The organism is Streptomyces sp. NPDC051109 (assembly GCF_044455885.1).
In the GTDB taxonomy this organism is placed as follows: domain Bacteria; phylum Actinomycetota; class Actinomycetes; order Streptomycetales; family Streptomycetaceae; genus Streptomyces.
In genome coordinates this window covers 100761-122801 of the sequence record NZ_JBITFF010000019.1, presented here as the reverse complement: position 1 = coordinate 122801, position 22041 = coordinate 100761, and the positions used below count along the sequence as shown (strand labels likewise).

Here is a 22041-nt window from a genome sequence, read left to right as displayed (position 1 = left end):
GCGCGGCGGAGGGGCCGGCGCGGATTCACCTCCGCCCGGCCCCTCCGTCGTGCCGCCCTCAGGTCGTCTGTTTGGTGCCGCCCCGGACCGACTTGTACAGCATGTCGCCGAGGCCCACGATCAGGACCGCTCCGGCGAGCTGCAGCAGGTGCCGGGTCCAGTCGATGCCCGGGGTCTCGGCGACGCCGATCCAGCCCGCGACGGCGTTGCCGAGGATGGCGCCGACCATGCCGAACAGCGTGGACAGCCAGATCGGCTGATGCTGCTTGCCCGGCAGGATCGCGCGGGCTATGAGGCCCAGCACGAAACCGACGATGATCGCCCACAACCATGACATGTCGAGCCTCCTCGTGGCGCGTGGTGCGCATGTGGGCCCAGTTTCGACCCGTCCGGCGTACTGCGCATTTCGGACGGCCCCGTTCGGGGGATACCCCCTCTCCTCGCCATGAGGCGGGCGGCGTACGGTGGGAGGGGTCCGGACCGGGGAGTGTCCGGCAGGCGAATCTGGCGGTGGAGCGTGGAGCGGAAGAAGCGGAACGGGGCCGAGGTCTTCCGGATCACCGGGGCCCGGATGGGCCTCGACGAGGACGTACGGGGACGGCAGCGCCGGTACGTCATCTCGATGTCGATCAGGACGCTCTCGGTGCTGGCGACGGTGATCCTGTGGAACGTGGAACGTCACGTGGCGATCGTGACGCTCATCGCGGGCGGGCTGCTGCCGTACGTGGCCGTGGTGATCGCCAACGCGGGGCGCGAGTCGACCCCCTCGCTGCCCTCGCACTTCATCCCGTCACCTGTGCGTCCGGCACTGGACGCGGGAAACCTCAAGAAAAGCTCAGATCAATCATGAAGTTCCGGTGCACTGCACCGGGTCCTGCGTGACATACTGCCTACGCGCTCCGCATCCCCCGTCGGAGCGACGGACCGACGCCGGGCAGCTCCCCCCGTGGCTGCTCGGCGTCGCCTTTCCGTGGCAGGGGTTTGTAGGGTTGAGGCGTGAACTCCCCTGACTCCCCTGACTCCCCCGACCTCACCGGTTCCACTCCGCCTCCCCGTGCCGCCGAGGCGCCCGCGCCCTCCTGCTCGGCCAAGGGCTGCCGCGACGCCGCCGTCTGGGTCCTGGCGTGGAACAACCCGAAGCTGCACACCCCGGAGCGCCGCAAGACCTGGCTGGCGTGCGAGGAGCACCGGGAGCACCTCTCGCAGTTCCTGGGGGTCCGCGGGTTCCTCAAGGACGTCGTGAAGCTCGACGAGTGGGTCCAGCCGGAGGGCTCGGAGCGCCCGTAGCGGCATCGGCTGGGCGGCCGCCGGGGCGGCCGCCCTCAGCCGCCGATCGCGGACATCGGCCGGTCGGGCTGGAGGAAGGACGGGTCGTCGAGTCCGGACCCGGCCTTCTTGCCCCACATCGCCACCTTCCACAGGCGGGCGATCTCCTCGTCCGGGGCGCCCGAGCGCAGCGCGGCGCGCAGGTCCGACTCCTCGGTGGCGAACAAGCACGTACGGATCTGGCCGTCGGCCGTGAGCCGCGTACGGTCGCAGGCCCCGCAGAACGGGCGGGTGACGGAGGCGATCACCCCGACGGTGGCGGGGCCGCCGTCGACCACCCAGCGCTCGGCCGGGGCGGAGCCGCGCTCCTCGGAGCCTTCCTCGGTGAGCGTGAAGCGGGTGCGCAGCGAGGCGAGGATGTCACCGGCGGTGATCATGCCCTCGCGCTTCCAGCCGTGCTGGGCGTCGAGCGGCATCTGCTCGATGAAGCGGAGCTCGTACTCGTTCTCCACGGCCCAGGCGAGCAGGTCGGGGGCCTCGTCCTCGTTCAGGCCCGGCATCAGGACGGCGTTGACCTTGACGGGGGTCAGGCCGGCCTCGCGGGCCGCGGCCATGCCGTCGATGACGTCGCGGTGGCGGTCACGGCGGGTGAGGGTCTTGAAGACCTCGGGCCGCAGGGTGTCCAGCGAAACGTTTACCCGGTCCAGTCCCGCGGCCTTGAGCGCCTGTGCGGTGCGCTTGAGGCCGATGCCGTTGGTGGTCAGGGACATCTGGGGGCGCGGCTCCAGGGCAGCGCACTGCTCGACGATGCCGACCAGGCCGGGCCGGAGCAGCGGTTCGCCGCCGGTGAAGCGGACCTCGGTGATGCCGAGCTGTGTGACGGCGATCCGGATCAGCCGGACGATCTCCTCGTCGGTCAGCAGATCGGACTTTCCGAGCCACTGCAGGCCTTCCTCGGGCATGCAGTACGTACAGCGCAGATTGCACCGGTCGGTGAGTGAGACGCGCAGGTCAGTGGCCACGCGGCCGTAGGTGTCGAGAAGCATTTCGGGCCCCCTCCCTGTCCGGTCCATAGAGGACGTCCACGCCACTTCGGCTGGATGCCCGGCGCTGTATTCGAGCCTACGCGACGGGTGTGACGCGTAGGGATGCCGGAATGAACGAGACGCGGCGTGGCCGCGTCGTAGAGAAGTACGACGCGGCCACGTTGTGTGCTCGGCTCATGTCACATGTGCACGATGTCAGTGAGCGCCCGTTCCCGTAAGGGAGCGGACCTCCAGTTCCGCGAACTTCCGGGGGTCGGCCTTCTCCTTGGACAGGACGGTGCCCAGCCAGCCCAGCAGGAAGCCGAGCGGGATCGAGACGATGCCCGGGTTCTCCAGCGGGAACCAGTAGAAGTCGGCGTCCTTGAACATCGAGGTGGGCTTCCCGGAGACGACCGGGGAGAAGAGCACCAGGACGACCGCGGAGACGAGGCCTCCGTAGATCGACCACAGCGCGCCCTGGGTGCTGAACCGCTTCCAGAAGAGGCTGTAGAGGATCGTCGGCAGGTTGGCGGAGGCGGCGACGGCGAAGGCGAGGGCGACGAGGCCGGCGACGTTGAGGTCGCGGGCCAGGGCCCCGAGGCCGATGGCGACGGCGCCGATCACGACCGTGGACCAGCGGGCCGCGCGGACCTCCTCCTGCTCGGTGGCGTTGCCCTTGCGGATCACGTTCACGTACAGGTCGTGGGCGAAGGACGAGGAGGAGGCGAGGGTGAGCCCGGCCACGACCGCGAGGATGGTGGCGAACGCGACCGCGGAGATCACGGCGAGCAGGACCGCGCCGCCCGTGGTGCCGCCTCCGCCGCCGACTTCCTGGGCGAGCAGCGGGGCGGCGGTGTTGCCGGCCTTGTTGGAGTTGAGGATGTCGGCGCGGTTGAGCAGGGCCGCGGCGCCGAAGCCGAGGGCGATGGTCATCAGGTAGAAGGCGCCGATGATGCCGATGGCCCAGTTCACGGACTTGCGGGCGGCCTTGGCCGTGGGCACCGTGTAGAAGCGGATCAGGATGTGCGGCAGGCCGGCGGTGCCGAGTACGAGTGCGATGCCGAGCGAGATGAAGTCCAGCTTCGTCGTCGCGTCCTTGCCGTACTTGAGGCCGGGCTCCAGGAACTTGGCGCCCTGGCCGCTGTTCTCGGCCGCCTTGCCGAGCAGGTCGGAGATGTTGAAGTTGAACTTCAGCAGCACCAGGAAGGTGATGAGCAGGGCGCCCGCGATGAGCAGGACGGCCTTGATCATCTGCACCCAGGTGGTGCCCTTCATGCCGCCGATGGTGACGTACAGGATCATCAGTACGCCGACCAGCGCGACGACGGCGACCTTGCCGCCGTCGCTGGTGATGCCGAGGAGCAGCGAGACGAGCACGCCGGCGCCGGCCATCTGGGCGAGCAGGTAGAAGATCGAGACCACGATGGTGGAGGTGCCGGCGGCGGTGCGCACGGGCCGCTGCCGCATCCGGAACGCGAGCACGTCGCCCATCGTGTAGCGGCCGGAGTTGCGCAGCGGCTCGGCGACGAGCAGCAGGGCGACCAGCCAGGCCACGAGGAAGCCGATGGAGTAGAGGAAGCCGTCGTAGCCGAAGAGCGCGATGGCGCCGGCGATGCCGAGGAAGGACGCGGCGGACATGTAGTCGCCGGAGATGGCCAGGCCGTTCTGGAAGCCGGTGAACTGGCGGCCGCCCGCGTAGAAGTCGGCGGCGTCCTTGGTCTGGCGGCCGGCCCAGATCGTGATGACGAGGGTGGCGACGACGAACAGTCCGAACAGGGTGATGATCAGCGGCCGGTGCTCGGTGGCGCCCGCGGCCGCGTTCCCCGCGAGGTGGAGGGGGAGGGCCTCGGTCATTCGCCGGCCTCCATCCGCGCCTTGATCGCTGCGCCCTTCGGGTCGAGTTTCACGGCGGCGTGCCGGGAGTACAGCCAGGCGATCAGGAAGGTCGTCGCGAACTGGGCGAGGCCGAGCACGAGGGCGACGTTGACGTTGCCGAAGAGCTTGGTCCCCATGAACCCGCCGGCATAGCTGGACAGCAGGACGTAGAGCAGGTACCAGGCGATGAAGGCCACGGTCAGCGGGAAGGCGAAGGACCGGTAGGAACGGCGCAGTTCGGCGAATTCGGCGCTCTGCTGGACGGCTGAGAACTCTTCGGCCGTGGGGCTCGCCGTGGGCGTTCCCGCGCTGCCGTGCGGCGGCGCTGCTTCGGTGGTCACGGGGGGCTCTCCTTGTGACGCGGGTGCGGTGGGGACGACGGACAAAACAACCTCCGTGTGGGGGGGGGACGATGGCGCTGATCCCCCCTTGTCAACGGCACGTACGGCGCGTCGGGACGGTTCAACACCCGCTGACTTTTCGGATGATCCTTCAGGATCTGATTTCGTCGAACTGATGGCGGAAAGTCGTACGTCGGCACTAGGTTCACTTGTCATGAACTCGCCGTCCTGCGCGACCCCGCGCGGACGGCTTCTTTCACGGATGATGTGGAGAACCCATGGCTCAGCTGGGGTCACGATCCCCTGAGAGGCGCGGACGTATCGCCGTTCCGGTCGGCCTGGCGCTCACCGCCTCGCTCGCCTTCCTGCCCCCGGTCGCGGCCTCCGCCGCCCCGCTGGGCAACACGGCGGGTACGGCGGCCGCGGCGAAGCCCGACACCACCGGCCCCAAGCTCTCGTACGTCGCGAACCTGACCGCGTACGCCTCGGTGAAGGCCGCGAAGAAGGCCGTCGAGCGGGCCGGTGGAACGGTGGTGACGTCCTATGAGCAGATCGGGGTCGTCGTCGCACACTCCCAGAACCCGGACTTCGCCAAGCAGCTGCGCGCGCAGCGCAGCCTGTTCGTGTCGGTCGGCGCCACCCGGACGGCCCCCCTCCAGACGGTGGCGACCACCGAAGAGGGCACGACGCAGAAGCTCAGCGCGGCGGACGCCGCCAAGGCGGCGGCGACGGCCACGGACGGTCAGGAGCCGCTGGAGCCCAATCAGTGGGACCTGCGGGCGATCAAGGCCGATCAGGCGCACAAGATCAACGATGGCAGCCCGGACGTCACCGTGGGCGTCATCGACACGGGTGTCGACGACACCCACCCGGACCTCGCCCCGAACTTCTCCAAGGGCCAGTCGGCCAACTGTGTCGGCGGCGTCGCGGACACCACCGACGGCGCGTGGCGCCCGTACCCCGACGGCAGCGACCACGGCACGCACGTGGCCGGAACCATCGCGGCCGCGCGCAACGGCATCGGCGTCGCGGGTGTCGCGCCCGGCGTGAAGGTCGCCGCGATCAAGGTGAGCGAGCCGGGCACCAGCCTGTTCTTCACCGAGGCGGTCGTCTGCGGCTTCATGTTCGCCGCCGAGAAGGGGATCGAGGTGACCAACAACAGCTACTACGTCGACCCGTGGCTCTACAACTGCAAGGCGGACGACGACCAGAAGGCGCTGGTGGAGGCCCTCGGCCGGGCCACCAAGTACGCCGAGCGCAAGGGCGTGCTCAGCGTGGCCTCGGCGGGCAACTCGAACCACGACCTGGCGTCGAACGCCATCGTCGACGAGTCGAGCCCGGACGACGGCACCACGGTCCCGCGCACGATCGACCCGCACGTCTGCCTGGACATCCCCACCCAGCTGCCGGGCGTGGTCACGGTGAGCGCGACCGGTGACCAGGGATTGCGGTCGTACTACTCCAGCTTCGGGCTGGGCGTCGTCGACGTCGCCGCCCCCGGCGGCGACAAGTGGCAGGTTCCGGCCACCCCGGACGCCAACGGCCGCGTGCTGTCGACCGTTCCGGGCGGCGGCTACGGGTACAAGCAGGGCACCTCGATGGCCGGACCGCACGTGGCGGGCGTGGCGGCGCTGCTGAAGAGCGCGCACCCGAAGGCCACGCCCTCGCAGCTCCAGGCCATGCTCAAGGCCCAGGCCACGAAGGCGGCCTGCCCGGAGAAGGTCTACGACGCGACGGGCGCGCTGGTCGACGCCACCACCTGCCAGAGCAGGTGGGGCCAGACCGGGTACTACGGCTACGGCGTGGTGGACGCGCTCAAGGCCGTGAAGTAGCGCCTCGACCGCTTGAACGGGAGGGGTCGGCCCGGGGAAGATCCCCCGGGCCGGCCCCTCCCGCCGTTCGGCACCGTCAGGGCTTGATGAGCACCTTCAGCGCGCTGCGGTCGTCCATCGCCCGGTAGCCGTCCGGGACCTCGTCCAGGGACACGGCCCGGTCGAAGACGGGCGCCGGGTCGATCGCGCCGCTCAGCACGTCCTCCAGCAGCTCCGGGATGTACGCGCGCACGGGCGCGACACCGCCGCGCAGGCTGATGTTGCGGTCGAACATCACGCCGAGGTCCAGGCCGGTGCCGCTCCCGTGCGGGACGCCGACGTAGCCGATGGCCCCGCCGTCGCGGGTGATGTTCACGGCGGTGCGCATGGACTGCTCGGTGCCGACGGCCTCGATGACGGCGTGGGCGCCCTGGCCGCCGGTGAGCTCGCGGACGGCGGCCTCGGCGGCCTCCCCGCGCTCGGCGACGACGTCGGTGGCCCCGAAGAGCTTGGCGATGTCCGTGCGGACGGTGTGGCGGCCGAGTGCGATGATCCGCTCGGCGCCGAGGCGCTTGGCGGCGAGGACCCCGCACAGGCCGACCGCGCCGTCACCGACGACGGCCACCGTGGAGCCCTTGCGGACGCCGGCGCCGAGCGCGGCGTGGTGCCCGGTGCCCATGACGTCGGAGAGGGCCAGCAGGCCGGTCAGCAGGTGGTCGTCGGAGACGGCCGCGGCGGGCAGCTTGACGAGGGTGCCGTCGGCGTGCGGGACGCGGACGGCCTCGCCCTGGCCGCCGTCGAAGCCCACGGAGCCCCAGAAGCCGCCGTGCACGCAGGAGGTGTAGAGGCCCTCGGAGCAGTAGTCGCAGGTGCCGTCGGACCACATGAAGGGGGCGACGACGAGGTCGCCGGCCTTCAGGCCGGACACGGCCGAGCCGGTCTCCTCGACGACGCCGAGGAACTCGTGGCCGATGCGCTGGCCGGGCTGGCGCGCGGCTTCGCCGCGGTAGGCCCACAGGTCGCTGCCGCAGATGCAGGCACGCAGGACGCGGACGACGGCGTCCTCGGGGCGCTGGATCGCAGCGTCGGGCACCTCCTCCACGCGGATGTCGTGCGGGGCGTGGATGACGGTGGCGCGCATGGGTGTGCAGCCCTCCGGATCAATTGGTTCAGTCTTGTATGACCGTCCTACCGTACGCCTGTGTCGGCGCGAGCGCCCCGGTGGCCAGCAGGTACTGGGCGGCGGCGTAGGTGGCCATGATCCAGAAGTCGGGGCGCGGCAGCTGCGGCCAGTCGGCGACCCCGGTGGCGATCAGCGTGTCGGAGACCAGGAACAGCGCCCCGCCGAGGCCGGCGCGCAGGCCGAGGGCGCTGGAGCGGTAGGCCATGGCGGTGAGCAGCAGGCTGTACCCGGCGACCGGGATGCGCAGATCGGCCGGCAGGTCCCCCCAGAGCAGCGCGACGGTCCCGACGAGCGCCAGGGCGTACGCGCCCCCGAGCGCGGGGTGTGTTCTGCCCCGGCCGAAGAGCACGAGGTAGCAGACGTGCCCGGCGGCGAAGGAGCCCATGCCGACGAGGAAGGCGGGGTCGGCGTCGAAGAGGAGGGCCAGGTCCCCGCCCCACCCGAAGAGCAGGGCCGCGATCAGCAGCCGGGGCGCCCGCCTCGTGGCCGCGTACGCGACGAGCAGCGGCATCAGCAGCGGCTTGGCGAGGACGTGCCCGGGGTGCCAGCCGGCCAGCAGCGAGCCGAGGTCGAGGGCGGTGGCGACGGCGAAGGCGCCGAGCAGGACGCGGCCGGCGGCGCCGGCTTCCTCGGGCACCGGCCGCGCCCAGGAGGGCGTACGGAACGCACGGGACTCGGTGTCGCTCACGCGGCGTGCTCCGAGGCCTTCGCGGGGGCGGACTCGCCTGCGTCGGCGGCGTCGGCGGCTGCGGCTGCGGGCGCGACCGGGGCGGCGGGCTGCCAGCCGGGGCCGCGGAAGACGCGTCCGGCGCGCTCGCGCCAGCTGCGGGCGGCGCGGACGTCGCGGGCGATGGCGGCGTACTCGTGGGTGGCGACGCGCAGGGGGTTGTAGGTGCTGATGTTCTTGGTGAGCCCGTAAACGGGCTTGTCGCCCTCTCCCACCCAGGAGCCGAACATCCGGTCCCAGACGATCAGGATCCCGCCGAAGTTGCGGTCCAGGTAGCCGCCCTGGGAGGCGTGGTGGACGCGGTGGTGGGAGGGGGTGTTGAAGACGTACTCGTAGGCCCGCGGGAGCTTCCCGATGCGCTCGGTGTGGACCCAGAACTGGTAGAGGAGGTTGATGCCGTAGCAGAACGGGATCGCGGCCGGGTGCACGCCGAGGGCCACCATCGGCAGGTAGAACCACCAGGTGGTGGCGCTGGTCCAGGGCTGGCGCAGGGCGGTGGTGAGGTTGAAGTTCCGGCTGCTGTGGTGGACGACGTGGCAGGCCCACAGGATGCGGATGACGTGGTGGAGCCGGTGCTGCCAGTAGTAGAGGAAGTCCTGGACCAGCAGCATCAGCAGGGCGGTCCACCACAGGAACGGCACGCGCAGCGGGGTCAGTTCGTAGACCGCCGTGAAGACCGCGACGACCGGGATCTTCCAGAGCAGGTCGAAGCCGATGCTGCCGAGGCCCATGGCGACGCTCGTCGCCGCGTCCTTGGCGTCGTAGCCGGCGGCGTCCTCGTCGGGATGGAGCCGGTAGCTCACCACCTCGATGACGGTGAGCAGCACGAAGGCGGGTATGGACCACAGCACGACATCGGGCAGGTTCGGCATGCCCGCACCATAGAGCGGGTTCGGGGGCGCCGCTAGGGGTTGTTACCGATCGGTATCCATCGGGGTTACCGTCGGTTCGCGCGATACTCTCCGGGCCGGGGGGAGGGCGGGGGAATGACGGGCTTCGAGACGGTTCTCTTACGCGTGGCGGGGACGGCGGCGGGGGCGCTGGTGAAGTCCCTGCTGAGCCGGTCCCCGGGGGCCGGGCTGGCGGTGGATCCTGCCGCCCCCGTCCCTCGGTGGCGCCGGCCGGCGGAGCTGGGGGCGGCGGAGGTGCGCCGCCTGACGCAGACCCTGGCGTCACGCCTGGCCCCGGTGTGCGCCCCGCTGCCGGAGCACGAACGCCTGGCGGCGCTGGACGCGGCCGGCGACGCCTTCGCCGCGCTCGGCCCTTTGGGCGCGGACGCCCTGTTCGCGGCGGACCTGGACCCCGCGGCCCTGGCGGCGGCCCTCCCGCCCCCGCCGCCGGGCCTGAACGAGGCCGCGGAACGCCTGTACCGCGAGCTGGTCGCACTGAGCTGCGAACACGCGGTGGAGTACGTGACCACCCTCCCGGCCTTCGGCGCCCGAGCCGATGTTGAACTGGTCAGGCGGACGGGCGAGCTGGGGCGCGCGGTGGACCGCCTCCATCACGCCGGAGCCGGGACGGCGTACGCCTTCGAGGAGCGGTACGCCCGGTACATCACACAATCGCATGGGCGACTCCAGTTGTTCGGGGTGACCACCAGCACGGCCCGGCAGGAGTGGCCGCTCGATCTCGCCTACGTCAGCCTCGCGGTGAGCGACGAACAACAGCTCGTACCGGGTGAGCCCGGGATGCGCCAGACCTCCGTCAGAGCGGAGCAGGCGCTCGGCGCCGCGGACCGGGTACTGCTCCGGGGCCCGGCGGGCTCGGGCAAGAGCACCCTGGTGCAGTGGCTGGCGTTGAACGCGGCCCGGCAGGCCGAGGGGCCGTGGAGTACCCGCGTACCGTTCGTGCTGCGCCTTCGCTCCTTCACGTCGGCCGACAGCCTTCCGCTGCCGGAGGAGTTCCTGCGCGCGTCGGGCGTCCCACTGACGGCCCCACCGGGCTGGGCCGAGGAACTCATGTCCTCAGGCCGGGCGTTGGTTCTGGTGGACGGCGTGGACGAGGTCCCGCAGAGGCTGCGCACCCGCACGGAGACCTGGCTGCGGTCGCTGATCTCGGCGTTCCCGAGGGCCCGGTACGTGGTGACGACCCGCCCGTCGGCGGTCCCGGAGGGCTGGCTGGCCGGCCAGGGGTTCGTACTGCACTCGCTGCTGCCGATGGAGCGGGAGGACATCCGCGCCTTCGTCGCCCACTGGCACACGGCGGCGCGGGCGGAGAACGGACCCGCCGGGGAGGACATCGACGCGTACGAGGCCTCCCTGCTGGAAGCGGTGGGCTCCCGCAGGGACCTGGGCCGGCTGGCGACGAGCCCCCTGATGTGCGCCCTGCTGTGCGCCCTGAACCGGGACCGCCGGATGCAGCTGCCGCGGGCCCGCAAGGAGCTGTACGACGCGGCCCTGGACATGCTGCTGGTCCGGCGGGACACGGAGCGGGAGATCAGCGGGGTCGAGGGAGTCCGCCTCACCCGGGACGAACAGATCTTGCTGCTGCAGAGGCTCGCGTACTGGCTGATCAGGAACGGCCAGGTGGAGACCAGCCGGGACGAGGCCGTCGAGATGGTGGCCGAGTGGCTCGACGCCATGCCGCAGGTACGGGACCAGGGCAGTGCACGGCAGGTCTTCCAGCACCTGCTGATCCGCAGCGGGCTGCTGCGCGAGCCGGTGAAGGGTGCCGTGGACTTCGTCCACCGCACCTTCCAGGATTACCTGGGCGCGAAGGCTGCCGTGGAGTCCCGCGACTTCGGCGTACTGGTGAAGAACGCGCAGGACGACACGTGGGACGACGTGGTCCGCATGGCGGTGGGCCACGCCCGCCCCGATGAGCGGAGCCGCATCCTGCGCGGGCTGCTGAAGCGCGCGGACAAGGTCAAGGGCTCCCGTAGTCGGCTGGTGCTACTGGCCGCTGCGTGCCTGGAGCACGCCCCGGAGCTGGAACCGAGCATCCGGGCCGAGATCGAGCACCGCACTTCGGCGCTGCTGCCGCCACGAAGCCCGGACCAGGCGGACGAGCTGGCCAAGGTCGGTGAACTCGTCCTGGAACTGCTGCCCGATCCGGTCGGCTTGACCGTGGACGAGGCCGCGGCGACCGTCCGCACTGCGGCCCTGGTGGGTGGCCCGCGCGCACTGGAGCTCATCACGGGCTTCCGGGAAGACGACCGATGGGCCGTGTGCCATGAGCTCTCCGCCAGTTGGGGCCGGTTCAAGGGCACCGAGTACGCCGAGGCCGTGCTCGCGCGTGCCACGTTGGGAGACACGGCCTTCCTGGAGGTTTTCACTCCCGAGCAAGTGGCGTTGCTGCCCCGGCTGCGGCACCTCCGCCGCATCCGGTTGGAAGGGGATTACGCCGTTCCCGACGAGATCCTGAGCCACTGCGAACTGGAGAAGGTGTTCTTCAGTCAGAACAACGGGCTGGGTGACCTTTCAGCGCTGGCCCGGCTTCCACGACTGGACATGCTCGGCTTCGACGCCTGCCACATCGCGGGGCTGGAGGGAATCAGGGGGCTTCGGCTGGAAACCCTCTACCTCTACCGGGTCGCCGACGACCTCGATCTCGCACCGATCACCGATCTCCCCGTTCTGACCCACCTCGGGCTCGACTTCGACCCGCCCGTGGACTCCGTCAGCGATCTCCCGGTGAGCGGCCCGCTCACGGCTCTCGGCCTCTACAAGGGTGCGCGGCGCATGAGCCTGGAAGGGCTCGGGGCGTGGCAGGACTTGGCCTGGCTGACCATTTCCGGTGACGGGCAGGCGGCAGAACTCGAACGTCTCGCCCCACCGCCCGCCCTGCGCACGCTGCAGATTCTGGACCACTCCGCCCTCGACCTTCGCGCCGTGGTCCGCCACCAAGGGCTGGTCGAACTCTTCCTGTCGACCAGCATTCTGACGTCCGGACTCGATCCGCTCCGCGACCTGCCACGACTGACCCTTCTCAGCCTCCATCAATGCGGGCCGTCGATCGACATCAGCCCCCTGGCGGACCTGCAGGAGCTGGAAATCCGGCTCTCAGGCGGTGCTCGGATCCTCGGCAGGGAATTGTTCAGCCCTGAGCGGCTCAGGATCACCCGTTCCTGAGCCGCCCCGGCGGGATGGTGCGATCACCAGACGCGGACCGAGCCTCCTCGGGCGAAGGCCGGGCTGGTGGCCTCCGGCGGGACCTGCGTCAGCGGCTCGGCGATCTCCGTGACCAGTGGGCCGTGCTTCGCCGCCAGGCCGTCCAGGAACGGGAGGTCGAAGCCGTACACGCGGGCCGCGTTGCCGCCGGCCATCGCGGCCACCTCGGCCCGCGGGAGGCCCGCGTAGGCGATGCGGAGGCCCTCGCGGGAGAAGGGGGTGGTGCCCTCGTCGTGGGGGTAGTCGCTGCCCCACATGATCTTGTCGAGGCCGATCCGGTCCCGCAGCGGGACCTCGTGGGGGCGCATGAAACTGGCCCCCACGAAGCAGTTGTCCCGCCAGACCTCGCTCGGGCCCTTGCCCATCGCCTCCGCCAGGCCCGCCCCGAATTTGGACTCGGCCGTGGCCGACGCCGCGACCAGGCGGCCGTGGTAGTAGTCCAGCATCTCCATGACCCCCGGGATCCAGCCGGAGCCCTGCTCCGTCAGGACCAGCTTCAGGCCGGGGTGGCGGCGGAACGCCCCGCCGAAGATGAGGTGCCACAGGGCCCGGTGCGAGAACCAGGTCGTCTCGACCATGAAGACCGCCCTCGCGGCCGGTTCGTCGCCGAGCGGCGGCGACGCCGACCCGCCGTGGTGGTTGACCGGGACGTCCAGCTCGTCGCACACCGCCCAGATCGGGTCGTACGCCGCCGAGTACAGCTCGGGGACCGAGGAGCCGGGCGGGACGCCGGGCAGCAGGACGCCGCCCGTCAGGCCGGCTTCACGTGTGCGGCGGATCTCCTTCACCGCCGCGTCCACGTCGTTGAGCAGGATCTGGACCACGCCCGCCCGCCGCCCCGGCGCGTCCGCGCAGAAGTCCGCCAGCCAGCGGTTGTGCGCCTGGAGCCCCGCCCAGCGCATCGCGTACTCCGCGGCCGTCGGCGGCTGGGCCATCAGCGAGGCTTTGGGGAAGAACGGCGGGATCGTGTTCGGGAACACCACCTCCGCCACGATGCCGTCCGCCTCCAGTTCGGCGAGCCGGCGCGCCGAGTTCCAGTTGCGGTCCGCCGTGTCCGCGAGGAGGTCCTCGTACGGGTTCACGTAGGTGGCGGCCCAGGCGTCGAACTCCTCGTGGTACCGCTTCTCCAGGTACGGCTTGTAGTCCAGCAGGTCCGCGCCCGCGTGGCAGTCCGCCGAGATGACCGTGTACCGGTCCTTGTCCGTCATCGGTCCACCCCCAGGACGGGGAAGTCCTCGCCCGTCAGCCAGTGGCGGCCCGTCTCCCGCGAACGGGACCAGGAGGCCTCCACCGACGCCTGGTCGGCCGGCTGGCCGAGCTCCGCCGGGGTCGGGCCGATCCGGCGGGCGAGCGGGGCCAGCTTCTGCGTGTCGAAGCCGAAGACGTCCGCCGCCGCCAGCCCCAGCATCCGGCGGGTCTCGCCGACCGGGATGTCGTGGAAGGTGTTCTTCAGCCACGTCCGGGTGTTCGGCCAGGTCCCCTCGGGGTGCGGGAAGTCCGAGCCCCACAGGATGTTGTCCACGCCGATCTCGTAGCGTTGGGCGAGCTCGCGCCGCTTGGTGTTCGTCGCGCAGACGAACACCTGGCGGTCCAGGTACTCGCTCGGCGGGCGCTTGAGCTCCTCGAACGGAGACAGCTTCTTGCCGCCGTGCGCGCCGAGGTAGAGCCGGTCCATGAACCACAGCTGGTTCGGCAGCCACCAGCAGCCCGACTCCGCGACGCCGAACCGCAGCCCCGGGTGCCGTTCGAAGACCCCGGACCAGAGCAGGAACCACAGCGGGCGGGACGGCCACCACGTGACCTCGGAGACGAAGATGCCCAGGTGGTCGCCGTACTCGTGGCGCGGCGAGGACCCGGAGTGGGTGACGATCGGCATCCCCGTCTCGGCCGCCGCCGCCCACACCGGGTCGTACCGCCGGTCGTGGTACGGCGCCTTGTCCACCCACATCGCCGGGATCATCAGCGCGCCGAGCCCGGACTCCTTGGCCCGGTGAATCTCGGCGACGACCTTCGACGGCTCGCCCGTGATGGGCAGCAGGGCGACCCCGCAGTGCCGCTCGGGGGTTTCGGAGACGAACTCGGCCAGCCAGCGGTTGTGCGCCTGCGCGCCCGCCATGCCGAGCTCGGGGTCCTGGTCGCCGGAGAGTCCGAGGCCCACCCCGAAGGGGGCGGCGGTCTGGCTGTCCACGGCGTCGGCGTCGGGGAAGACGACCTCGGCGGCGACCCCGTCTCCGTCGAGCTCCTTCAGGCGCTGCGCCGTGTCCCAGCCGCCCCTGAGGCCCTCCTCGTGATCGTGGAACCACTTCTCGGCGAAGGCCTCGTTGCGGACGCCGAGGCGCGTGGCCTCGGCCCGGCGGGCGTCGCGCTGGCCGAGGAACTCGTCGAACTGGGGGTGGAAGCGGGAGTCGAGGTACGGGCGGTACTGCTCGGTCGGCAGTCCCGCGTGGCAGTCGGAGGAGATGATCAGGTACGGGTCTTCGTACGCACTGCTGTCGCTCACGGTCTCACTCACTGCACACGCTCCTCAGTCGAGGATGAAGCTCTCCAGGTAGGCGGGGTTGGCGCGGTCGAGCATCGACTGCGACCGGGCGCGGATCTGCCGGTCGCTGTGCTCGCTCGCCGGGAGCATCCAGAAGCGGTCGGTGCGGATGCCGTCGACGACGTGCTCGGCGACCTCCTCGACCGGGGTGAAGTCCACCTCGTGGCCGGCCCGCCTCATCGCGGCCTCGTACTGGTCGAGGCTGCGGTACGGGGTCTTGCGCGGCCGCTGCTTCGCGTACCGCTCGGGCCGGTTGCGGTGCGACTCCCACAGCCCGGTGCGCAGCATGTGCGGTCCGGGGAACAGGACGGAGGCGCCGATGGCCGCGCGTTCCGCCTTGAGGTGGGCGTACAGCGACTCGGTCATGGTGACGACGGCCGCCTTGGTGACGGCGTAGACGGAGGCGGTGGGCAGCGGGGCGATGCCGCCGTCGCCGGAGGAGGTGTTGACGACGTGGCCGGGGCCGCCGCCCGCGATCATGCGCGGGACGAAGGCCTGGATGCCGTGGAAGACGCCCCAGACGTTGACGGAGAAGGCCCACTTCCAGTCGTTGGGCTCGTGCTCCCACATCCGGCCCTCGGCGCCGGAGCCGACGCCCGCGTTGTTGCAGAGCACGTGCACGGCGCCGAACGCCTCGTACGCGGCGTCGGCCAGCGCGGTCACGGAGTCGCGGTCACTGACGTCGGCGGGCCGGGCCAGCACCCGGGCCCCGTCGGCGGTCAGTTCCTCGGCGGCCTTGCGCAGGGCCCCCTCCTCCACGTCGGCGAGGACGACCTTCAGCCCCTCGGCCGCGAAGCGGCGGGCCATCGCGAGGCCGATGCCGCTCGCGGCGCCGGTGACGACGGCCACCTGTCCGGGTTCGAGCCGCATGTCACACGCTCCCCTCGGGCGGGCCGTCGAGGATCTGCATCGGGTCGTCGTAGCGCTGGTGGACGTACGGGAGGAGGGCGCGGGCACTGACCCGCTCGACGACGCGGCCCTTCTGGTCGGTGGTCTTCTCGCCGATGGTGATCTCCACGATCCGGCGTACGGGGAGGTCGGCGACGGGGTCGAACATCGACTCGCGCAGGACCACGTCGCCGGTGATGTGCTCCAGCCTGCGGACCTTCTCGTTGCGGGTGACGTGCACGAGCACCGGGTCGGCGTCGAAGCCGGAACCGTCCACCGCCGGCAGGAACTTGAAGTAGAAGTCGGTCTTGGCGGCGGGCTCGGGCAGCGGCAGTTCACGGTCCACCGCCCCGCGCACCTCCACGAACGCGATCCCGTGCCGGGCCAGGGAGGCCCGTACGACGAGGCCCTCGCGCTCGACGTCGACCTCGCCCAGCTTCTTCGGCTCGCCGAAGACCTCGCGGCCGCCGATCAGGGCCCGCTCGTGGGTCATGGGCATGACCAGCGGGTACCAGCCCTCGACCCCGTCGTGCTGCGCGGCGACGGCGACCGAGCCGGCGCCGAGGGGGTAGCCGGGCAGGTCGACCTTGCTGATGTTGGCCCGTACGAGGGGCCGCTCGGCGGGCTTGAGCGGTGGCGGCAGGACCGCCGCCACCACGTCCGGGTCGCTCTCCCAGACCGCCACCACTCCGGTGGACCAGATGTCGGGGAGCCGGGAACTCTTCTCGCGCGACGCCGTGATCTCGGCCTCGGTGCGCGCTCCGTACCGTACGCGTGTCATCTCTCGCACCATCCCTCGCCTTGAGCGGATCGGTTCTGTAACACAGTTACACCGCGGGCGATGAAGGGTAAAGACCCCTGCACACAGGGAACTGACGGCCCGACAGATTTACTGGATCCGACGGATTGGCGGGAGACGGCCATGGCCAGAGCCACGCTCACCCGTGACGAGGTACTGGCGGCGGCCGCCTCCCTGGTCAAGCAGCACGGCCCGGCCGCCCTCACCATGCGCAAACTCGCCGCCGAGCTGGGCACGGCGGTGACCTCCATCTACTGGCACGTCGGCAACCGCGAATCGCTGCTCGACGCCCTCGTCGAGCGGACCGTCCAGGAGATGGGCGCGATCCGGCCGGCCGGCCGCACCCCGGTCGAGCGGATCCTGTCCGTGGCCCGGATCCTGCGCCGCGAACTGCGCGAGCGGCCGCACCTGATCGCGATGGTCCACGAACGCGGGCTCACCGAGCGGATGTTCCTGCCCGCCCAGCAGGCCCTGGTCCACGAGGTGCACGCGGCCGGGCTGCGCGGAGCGCGGGCCGCGGACGCCGTGCGCGCCGTCCAGTTCCAGATCGTCGGCTACCTCCTCGTGGAGCGCAACCGCGAGCGCTCCCCCGCCCAGTCCCCCGCCGAGAGCGACCTCTGGGACCCTCCCCCCGGCGCCGCCGGGGGGACCCCCGCAGCCGCTCCCGACGACCCGGACCTCGCCCGCGCCCTCGCCCGCCCGGCCGACCCGGAACGCCTGTTCCTGCTCTCCGTCCGCGCCCTCGTCCGCTCTCTGCTGGCACCGGCGGACCCGCCCCGGCCCTGAATCCCTTTGCCGGCCACCGCCCTCGGGCCGGCCGGACCATCGGGCACCGGGTGTCAGTCCGTGCCGATATCCTCTGTGACCATGCTCGACGACCGTACGACCGCAGAGACGACGTGGCCGACCGCGTACCCCGAGGGGTACGCGGTCGTCGACGTGGAGACGACCGGGCTCGCTCGCGACGACCGGATAATCTCCGCCGCCGTCTACCGGCTCGACGCTCAGGGCAATGTCGAGGACCACTGGTACACCCTGGTCAACCCTCAGCGGGACCCGGGCCCGGTCTGGATCCACGGACTGACCAGCGACATGCTCCAGGACGCGCCCCTCTTCAAGGACATCGCCGAGGAGTTCGCGGGCCGGCTCGCGGACCGGGTGCTCGTCGCGCACAACGCCATGTTCGACTGGCAGATGATCGCCCGGGAGTACGCGCGGGCCGCCGAGACCGCGCCGGTCCGTCAGCGGCTGTGCACCATCGCCCTCTCGAAGGAGCTCAACCTCCCGCTGCCCAACCACAAGCTGGAGTCGCTCGCCGCGCACTTCGGCGTGGTCCAGCAGCGCGCCCACCACGCGCTCGACGACGCCCGCGTGCTCGCGGAGGCGTTCCGCCCGTCGCTGCACGCCGCGGCGCGGGACGGCGTGCGGCTGCCCCTGCTGGAGTGCCGGCCGCTGACGGAGTGGTCGGACTCCCCCGTCACCCCGCGGATCGGCCAGCAGGCCTCGTACGGGAGCAACAGCTGGCGGCCCTCGCGCAAGCGGCCGCCGTGCCCGCACCCCAACCCGGGCCGCTTCGAGGACGGAAAGCCGCTGAAGCAGGGCATGCGGATCGCCTTCTCGGGTGACACCTCGGTGGACCGGGAGCTGCTGGAGGACCGGGCGGTCGAGGCGGGGCTGCACGTCGCGACGAGTGTGTCGCGGCTCACGAGCCTGCTCGTGACGAACGACCCCGACTCGGCCACCTCCAAGACCGTCAAGGCGAAGTCCTTCGGTACGCCGGTGGTCGACGAGGCGGCCTTCACCCAACTCCTGCGGGACGTGGCTGCGGCAGACGGGTGAGCGTCGGGCGACTCGCCCGGCAGCCGCTTTCCCGTCCCGCCCGTCCGGTCCCACCCTGTGGCGCATGGCACGTTGTGAGGTCTGCGGAAACGATTACGGCATGTCCTTCGAGGTGCACGCGCAGGGCAGCGTGCACGTCTTCGACTGCTTCTCCTGCGCCATCCACCGCATGGCGCCCATCTGCGAACACTGCCGGGTGCAGATCATCGGGCAGGGCGTCGAGGTCGAGGGCCAGTGGTTCTGCGGGGCGCACTGCGCCCGCGCGGAGGGGAAGGTGGGCATCGTCGACCGCGTGTGACCCTCCCCTCGTCCCGCCTCCCCCTCTCCCTTCCTCTCCCCCTCTCCTTCTCTCCCCCCGTCCCTCCTCCCGACCCCGGACGGCCACCCGGCCGCCGGGGTCTTCTCGGCTGGGGGTACCGTCGTGGGCGTGTACCGCTTTGTGCTGACCCGGCAATGGGTGTGCCTCACCCTCATCGCCCTCGCCCTCATCCCCGCGATGATCAAGCTGGGGTTCTGGCAGTACCACCGCCATGAGCACCGGGTCGCGCAGAACGAACTGATCGCGGCGAACCTGTCCGCGAAGCCGGTGCCGATGACCGAGGTGACCTCCCCCGGCCACCAGGTCCCGCGGGCCGACTTCTGGCGTGCCGTCACCGCCACCGGTACCTACGACACCGCGCACGAGGTCGTCGTACGGATGCGCACCGACAACGACGACAAGGTCGGCTTCCACGTCCTGACCCCGCTGGTGCTCGCCGACGGCCGGGTGGTCCTGGTCAACCGCGGCTGGGTGGCGGGCGGCGACGACCCGCGCGCGTACCCGCCCGTGCCGGCCGCGCCCTCGGGCGAGGTGACCGTCACCGGGCGGCTGAAGGCCGACGAGACGAGCGGCGGCAGCGGCATCAAGGACCGCAAGGGCCTGCCGGACCGCCAGGTGATGCTGATCAACAGCGCCCAGCAGGCGGAGTACCTGGGCAAGCCCGTCCTCGGCGGCTACATGGAGCTCACCGCTCCGGTCCCGGCGGGCGGCAGGCCCGAACCGGTCGCCGACCCCGACCACGACTCGATCGGCCCGCACATGGCGTACGCCGTGCAGTGGTGGCTGTTCGCCGCGTCGGTGCCGGTCGGCTGGCTGGTCCTCGTACGGCGCGAGAAGCGCGACCGCGCGGCGGCCGCGGCGGCCGGCGCGACCCCCGAGCGGGAGCCGGCGCCGACGGCGTAGCGTGTCGCGCATGGATCTTGGACTGAAAGACCGTGTCTACATCGTCACCGGAGCCACCCGCGGCCTGGGCTTCGCCTCCGCGCGCGAACTGGCGGCGGACGGCGCGAAGGTGATCGTGACGGGCCGCGACGAGGCCCGCGCCGCCGAGGCGGCGGCCTACCTGGGCCCGAACGCCGTGGGCGTCGCCGCGGACAACTCCGACCCCCGGTCGGCGGCCGCGCTCGTCGCCACCGCGAAGGAACGCTTCGGCCGCCTCGACGGCATCCTCATCAGCGTCGGCGGCCCCGCCCCCGGTTCGGCGGCGAGCAACACCGACGAGCAGTGGGCGGCGGCCTTCGAGTCGGTCTTCCTGGGCGCGGTACGCCTGGCCCGTGCGGCGGCGGCCGAACTGGGCGAGGGCGGGGTCATCGGATTCGTCCTGTCGGGCTCGGTCCACGAGCCGATCCCGGGGCTGACGATCTCCAACGGCCTGCGGCCGGGGCTCGCGGGCTTCGCCAAGTCCCTCTCGGTGGAGCTCGGACCGCGCGGCATCCGCGTGGTCGGACTGCTCCCGGCCCGGATCGACACCGACCGCGTCCGCGAGCTCGACGCCCTGTCGGGCGATGCGGCGGCGGCCCGCACGGCCAACGAATCCGGCATTCCGCTGCGGCGCTACGGCACCCCGGAGGAGTTCGGCCGCACGGCGGCGTTCCTGCTGTCGCCCGCGGCCTCGTACCTGACGGGCATCATGCTCCCGGTCGACGGCGGCTCCCGCCACGGCTTCTGACGGCACCTCCCTCTCCGGCCCAGGTCGTCCGTCCTCCGGAAGGGACGGCCTACGTCACGCGACGGGCGCGGTGGGAGGTGATCCGGAGGCGGGCCTCCGCGGGCAGTTCGGGCAGGCCCGCCGACCGGCGGGCGTGGCTCAGCACCGGCCCGGCCAGCTCCGCCAGGGCATCGGCCGGGACGGCGTGCGGCTCCAGTTCCAGCTCCACCCGCAGCTTCGGGCCCGTGCGCCGGCCCCGGCGGCCCTGCCTCCCCTGCCGGCCCCGCAGGACGACGCTGCACCGGGCGACCCCGTCCAGCGCCCCCGCCTCCGCGGCCACCGCCTCCTCCAGGGCCCGCCCGCGCAGCACCGCGAACGCCCCGTCGCCGGTGTCCACCAGCACCGCGGGCAGCCGCGAGCGCCGCAGCTGCGCCAGCAGCCACCACAGCGCGAGCACCACGCACACCCCGAGCCCGGCGAGCACCGCCCACCACCACCAGCCCTCGGCATGCCAGTACCGCTCACGGTTCGCCGCGCTCAGCAGCGGCTCGTGGCGGCCGCCGAGCGGCCACAGCGGCGTCAGCACCGCCACCCCGGCGGCCAGCAGCACGACGCCGATGATCCCGAGCAGGATCCGGTTCACCGTTGCGAGCAGCATCGCGTCACCTCTTCCCGACGGCGGCCCGGGTGACCCGTACCCGCGGCCGCGGCGGGTGCGCGAGGCCCAGCTCCCCGATGCCGAGGGCCAGGACCTCCTCCAGGTCCGCCCGTACGTCGTCCAGCTCGCGGAAATGCGAGGCGGCCCGGACCACGACACGGGACCGGCCCACCGCGACCCGCGCCGACCGCACCCCGGACACCTCCATGGCCCGGTCCCGGAGCACTTGCGCGGCCGCCTTCCGGCCGAGCCCGGCCCGTACCCCGGCGTCCGGGTCCGGTGGCCGCATCTGCAGGACCCCGCGGAGCCCGGGGGCCAGCGAGAGGAACAGGAGCACCGCCCCGGCCAGAGCGAGGACCGCGGCGCCGATGAGCACCTCCGGGTCGGCGGGGGTGCGCCCCTCCAGCTGGCGGACCAGCTCGCGGCGCCACTGCATGCCGGGTCGGTGGGCCCGTACGGCGGCGAGGTCGTAGAGGAACAGGCCCGCCACCCCGAGTACGGCCAGGGCCGTCAGCGCGGCCGGAATACGCCGGGCGGAGCGGAACCGGGCGACGCGGACGGGAACCGGCGCCCGATCGGGGTCCGGCGCCCGGCCGGGTGCGGGCGCCGTCACCGCAGCTTCCGGTCCCGTACGGCGGCGGTGCGGGTGTGCGTGGAGTGCAGGTGCTCGATGTCGATGTCGACCTCCGGTACGGCCATGGAGGCGCACTCCTCGACGCGGCGGACCACTTGGCGGCGTACGGCCGCGCACCGGGCGGCGAGGTCGGCGGGGTAGGCGAGTTCCAGGCTCACCCGGACCCGGGCGATGTCGTGGTGCACGGTCACGGTGGCGTGCGGGGCGGCCGGCGCGGCGCCGCCCGCCGGGCGGGCCCCGTCGGGCTGCCCGTCCGGCTGCGCGGCCAGCGCCTCCCGGGCGGCCTGGGCAGCGATCTTGGCGACGACCCGGTCGGCGATCCGGGTGGCTCCCCGTTCGGCGGGAGGGACCCGCTGCGGGGTCGCCCGTGGCGTACTCAT

The 22041-nt window shown here is 71.9% G+C and carries 23 protein-coding genes; 9 read left to right on the top strand and 14 right to left on the bottom strand.

The genetic code is table 11. From position 1 onward, the window contains the following. Positions 1-58 precede the first annotated feature (58 nt). The gene (locus ACIBAD_RS28960; RefSeq protein WP_134074887.1) at positions 59-337 is read right to left on the bottom strand and encodes a GlsB/YeaQ/YmgE family stress response membrane protein; all 279 of its coding nucleotides are present in this window, start codon (positions 335-337) and stop codon (positions 59-61) included. Between the two features lie 180 nt (positions 338-517). Between ACIBAD_RS28960 and ACIBAD_RS28955 the strand changes: the two genes are divergently transcribed. Then, entirely contained in the window at positions 518-850 is a 333-nt protein-coding gene (locus tag ACIBAD_RS28955; RefSeq protein WP_134074888.1) for a DUF3099 domain-containing protein, read from the top strand. 146 nt (positions 851-996) lie between these two features. Beyond that, positions 997-1287 carry a hypothetical protein gene (locus ACIBAD_RS28950; RefSeq protein WP_134074889.1) on the top strand — a complete coding sequence of 97 codons (291 nt, stop codon included), beginning with the start codon at positions 997-999 and terminating at the stop codon, positions 1285-1287. Positions 1288-1322: 35 nt separating this feature from the next. Here ACIBAD_RS28950 and moaA read toward each other — a convergent pair whose 3' ends face one another. From moaA to ACIBAD_RS28935, 3 genes are all read right to left on the bottom strand, one after another. Continuing rightward, positions 1323-2312: a GTP 3',8-cyclase MoaA gene (gene moaA, locus ACIBAD_RS28945; protein WP_398909485.1), complete on the bottom strand. Its 990-nt coding sequence runs from the start codon at positions 2310-2312 to the stop codon at positions 1323-1325. A gap of 195 nt (positions 2313-2507) precedes the next feature. After that, positions 2508-4145 (bottom strand): cation acetate symporter, encoded by a 1638-nt coding sequence (locus ACIBAD_RS28940; protein WP_398909483.1) that lies wholly within the window; start codon positions 4143-4145, stop codon positions 2508-2510. Next, a complete protein-coding gene (locus tag ACIBAD_RS28935) occupies positions 4142-4507 on the bottom strand; it encodes a DUF485 domain-containing protein (RefSeq protein ID WP_134074891.1) in 366 nt (121 codons plus the stop codon). Before ACIBAD_RS28935 ends, ACIBAD_RS28940 begins: the two co-directional genes overlap by 4 nt. A gap of 278 nt (positions 4508-4785) precedes the next feature. On the opposite strand from ACIBAD_RS28935, the gene ACIBAD_RS28930 reads away from it, so the two are divergent. Then, positions 4786-6339: a S8 family peptidase gene (locus ACIBAD_RS28930; protein ID WP_398909480.1), complete on the top strand. Its 1554-nt coding sequence runs from the start codon at positions 4786-4788 to the stop codon at positions 6337-6339. Between the two features lie 76 nt (positions 6340-6415). Here ACIBAD_RS28930 and ACIBAD_RS28925 read toward each other — a convergent pair whose 3' ends face one another. From ACIBAD_RS28925 to ACIBAD_RS28915, 3 genes are read right to left on the bottom strand one after another with little or no spacing between them, the layout of a single operon-like run. Then, on the bottom strand, positions 6416-7459 hold the full coding sequence (locus ACIBAD_RS28925) for a zinc-dependent alcohol dehydrogenase family protein (RefSeq protein WP_119096407.1): 1044 nt from the start codon (positions 7457-7459) through the stop codon (positions 6416-6418). Positions 7460-7487: 28 nt separating this feature from the next. Continuing rightward, positions 7488-8189, bottom strand: a complete 702-nt coding sequence (locus ACIBAD_RS28920; RefSeq protein WP_398909478.1) for a lysoplasmalogenase — start codon at positions 8187-8189, stop codon at positions 7488-7490. Continuing rightward, entirely contained in the window at positions 8186-9100 is a 915-nt protein-coding gene (locus ACIBAD_RS28915; protein ID WP_134074893.1) for a sterol desaturase family protein, read from the bottom strand. Before ACIBAD_RS28915 ends, ACIBAD_RS28920 begins: the two co-directional genes overlap by 4 nt. Positions 9101-9214: 114 nt before the next feature. On the opposite strand from ACIBAD_RS28915, the gene ACIBAD_RS28910 reads away from it, so the two are divergent. Continuing rightward, positions 9215-12298: an NACHT domain-containing protein gene (locus tag ACIBAD_RS28910; protein ID WP_398909475.1), complete on the top strand. Its 3084-nt coding sequence runs from the start codon at positions 9215-9217 to the stop codon at positions 12296-12298. A 23-nt stretch (positions 12299-12321) separates the two neighbouring features. Here the strand turns inward: ACIBAD_RS28910 and ACIBAD_RS28905 are convergent, their stop codons facing one another. Genes ACIBAD_RS28905 through ACIBAD_RS28890 form a run of 4 tightly spaced genes read right to left on the bottom strand, consistent with a single transcriptional unit; the run spans position 12322 to position 16545 of the window. After that, positions 12322-13545, bottom strand: coding sequence for an amidohydrolase family protein (locus ACIBAD_RS28905; protein WP_134074894.1), 1224 nt, complete (start codon positions 13543-13545; stop codon positions 12322-12324). Continuing rightward, positions 13542-14849: an amidohydrolase family protein gene (locus tag ACIBAD_RS28900; RefSeq protein WP_398909473.1), complete on the bottom strand. Its 1308-nt coding sequence runs from the start codon at positions 14847-14849 to the stop codon at positions 13542-13544. The genes ACIBAD_RS28905 and ACIBAD_RS28900 overlap by 4 nt, the downstream gene beginning before the upstream one ends. A 12-nt stretch (positions 14850-14861) precedes the next feature. After that, positions 14862-15746 (bottom strand): SDR family NAD(P)-dependent oxidoreductase, encoded by an 885-nt coding sequence (locus ACIBAD_RS28895; protein WP_398909471.1) that lies wholly within the window; start codon positions 15744-15746, stop codon positions 14862-14864. Position 15747: 1 nt separating this feature from the next. After that, positions 15748-16545, bottom strand: a complete 798-nt coding sequence (locus ACIBAD_RS28890) for an acetoacetate decarboxylase family protein (RefSeq protein ID WP_398909469.1) — start codon at positions 16543-16545, stop codon at positions 15748-15750. A 141-nt stretch (positions 16546-16686) separates the two neighbouring features. On the opposite strand from ACIBAD_RS28890, the gene ACIBAD_RS28885 reads away from it, so the two are divergent. From ACIBAD_RS28885 to ACIBAD_RS28865, 5 genes are all read left to right on the top strand, one after another. Next, positions 16687-17349 (top strand): TetR/AcrR family transcriptional regulator, encoded by a 663-nt coding sequence (locus ACIBAD_RS28885; RefSeq protein ID WP_398909467.1) that lies wholly within the window; start codon positions 16687-16689, stop codon positions 17347-17349. Between the two features lie 75 nt (positions 17350-17424). Beyond that, entirely contained in the window at positions 17425-18402 is a 978-nt protein-coding gene (locus ACIBAD_RS28880) for a DEDDh family exonuclease (protein ID WP_134075758.1), read from the top strand. A 64-nt stretch (positions 18403-18466) separates the two neighbouring features. Continuing rightward, positions 18467-18700, top strand: coding sequence for a hypothetical protein (locus ACIBAD_RS28875; RefSeq protein ID WP_078613516.1), 234 nt, complete (start codon positions 18467-18469; stop codon positions 18698-18700). Between the two features lie 129 nt (positions 18701-18829). Then, positions 18830-19624, top strand: a complete 795-nt coding sequence (locus ACIBAD_RS28870; protein ID WP_134074898.1) for an SURF1 family protein — start codon at positions 18830-18832, stop codon at positions 19622-19624. 10 nt (positions 19625-19634) lie between these two features. Continuing rightward, on the top strand, positions 19635-20390 hold the full coding sequence (locus ACIBAD_RS28865) for an SDR family oxidoreductase (protein ID WP_398909464.1): 756 nt from the start codon (positions 19635-19637) through the stop codon (positions 20388-20390). Between the two features lie 49 nt (positions 20391-20439). On the opposite strand, the gene amaP is transcribed toward ACIBAD_RS28865, so the two are convergent. The 3 genes from amaP to ACIBAD_RS28850 are packed head-to-tail and all read right to left on the bottom strand — an operon-like array spanning position 20440 to position 22041. Continuing rightward, a complete protein-coding gene (amaP, locus tag ACIBAD_RS28860) occupies positions 20440-21027 on the bottom strand; it encodes an alkaline shock response membrane anchor protein AmaP (RefSeq protein ID WP_134074900.1) in 588 nt (195 codons plus the stop codon). A 4-nt stretch (positions 21028-21031) separates the two neighbouring features. Continuing rightward, entirely contained in the window at positions 21032-21640 is a 609-nt protein-coding gene (locus tag ACIBAD_RS28855; RefSeq protein WP_134074901.1) for a DUF6286 domain-containing protein, read from the bottom strand. Then, positions 21637-22041, bottom strand: coding sequence for a hypothetical protein (locus tag ACIBAD_RS28850; RefSeq protein ID WP_398909462.1), 405 nt, complete (start codon positions 22039-22041; stop codon positions 21637-21639). The genes ACIBAD_RS28855 and ACIBAD_RS28850 overlap by 4 nt, the downstream gene beginning before the upstream one ends.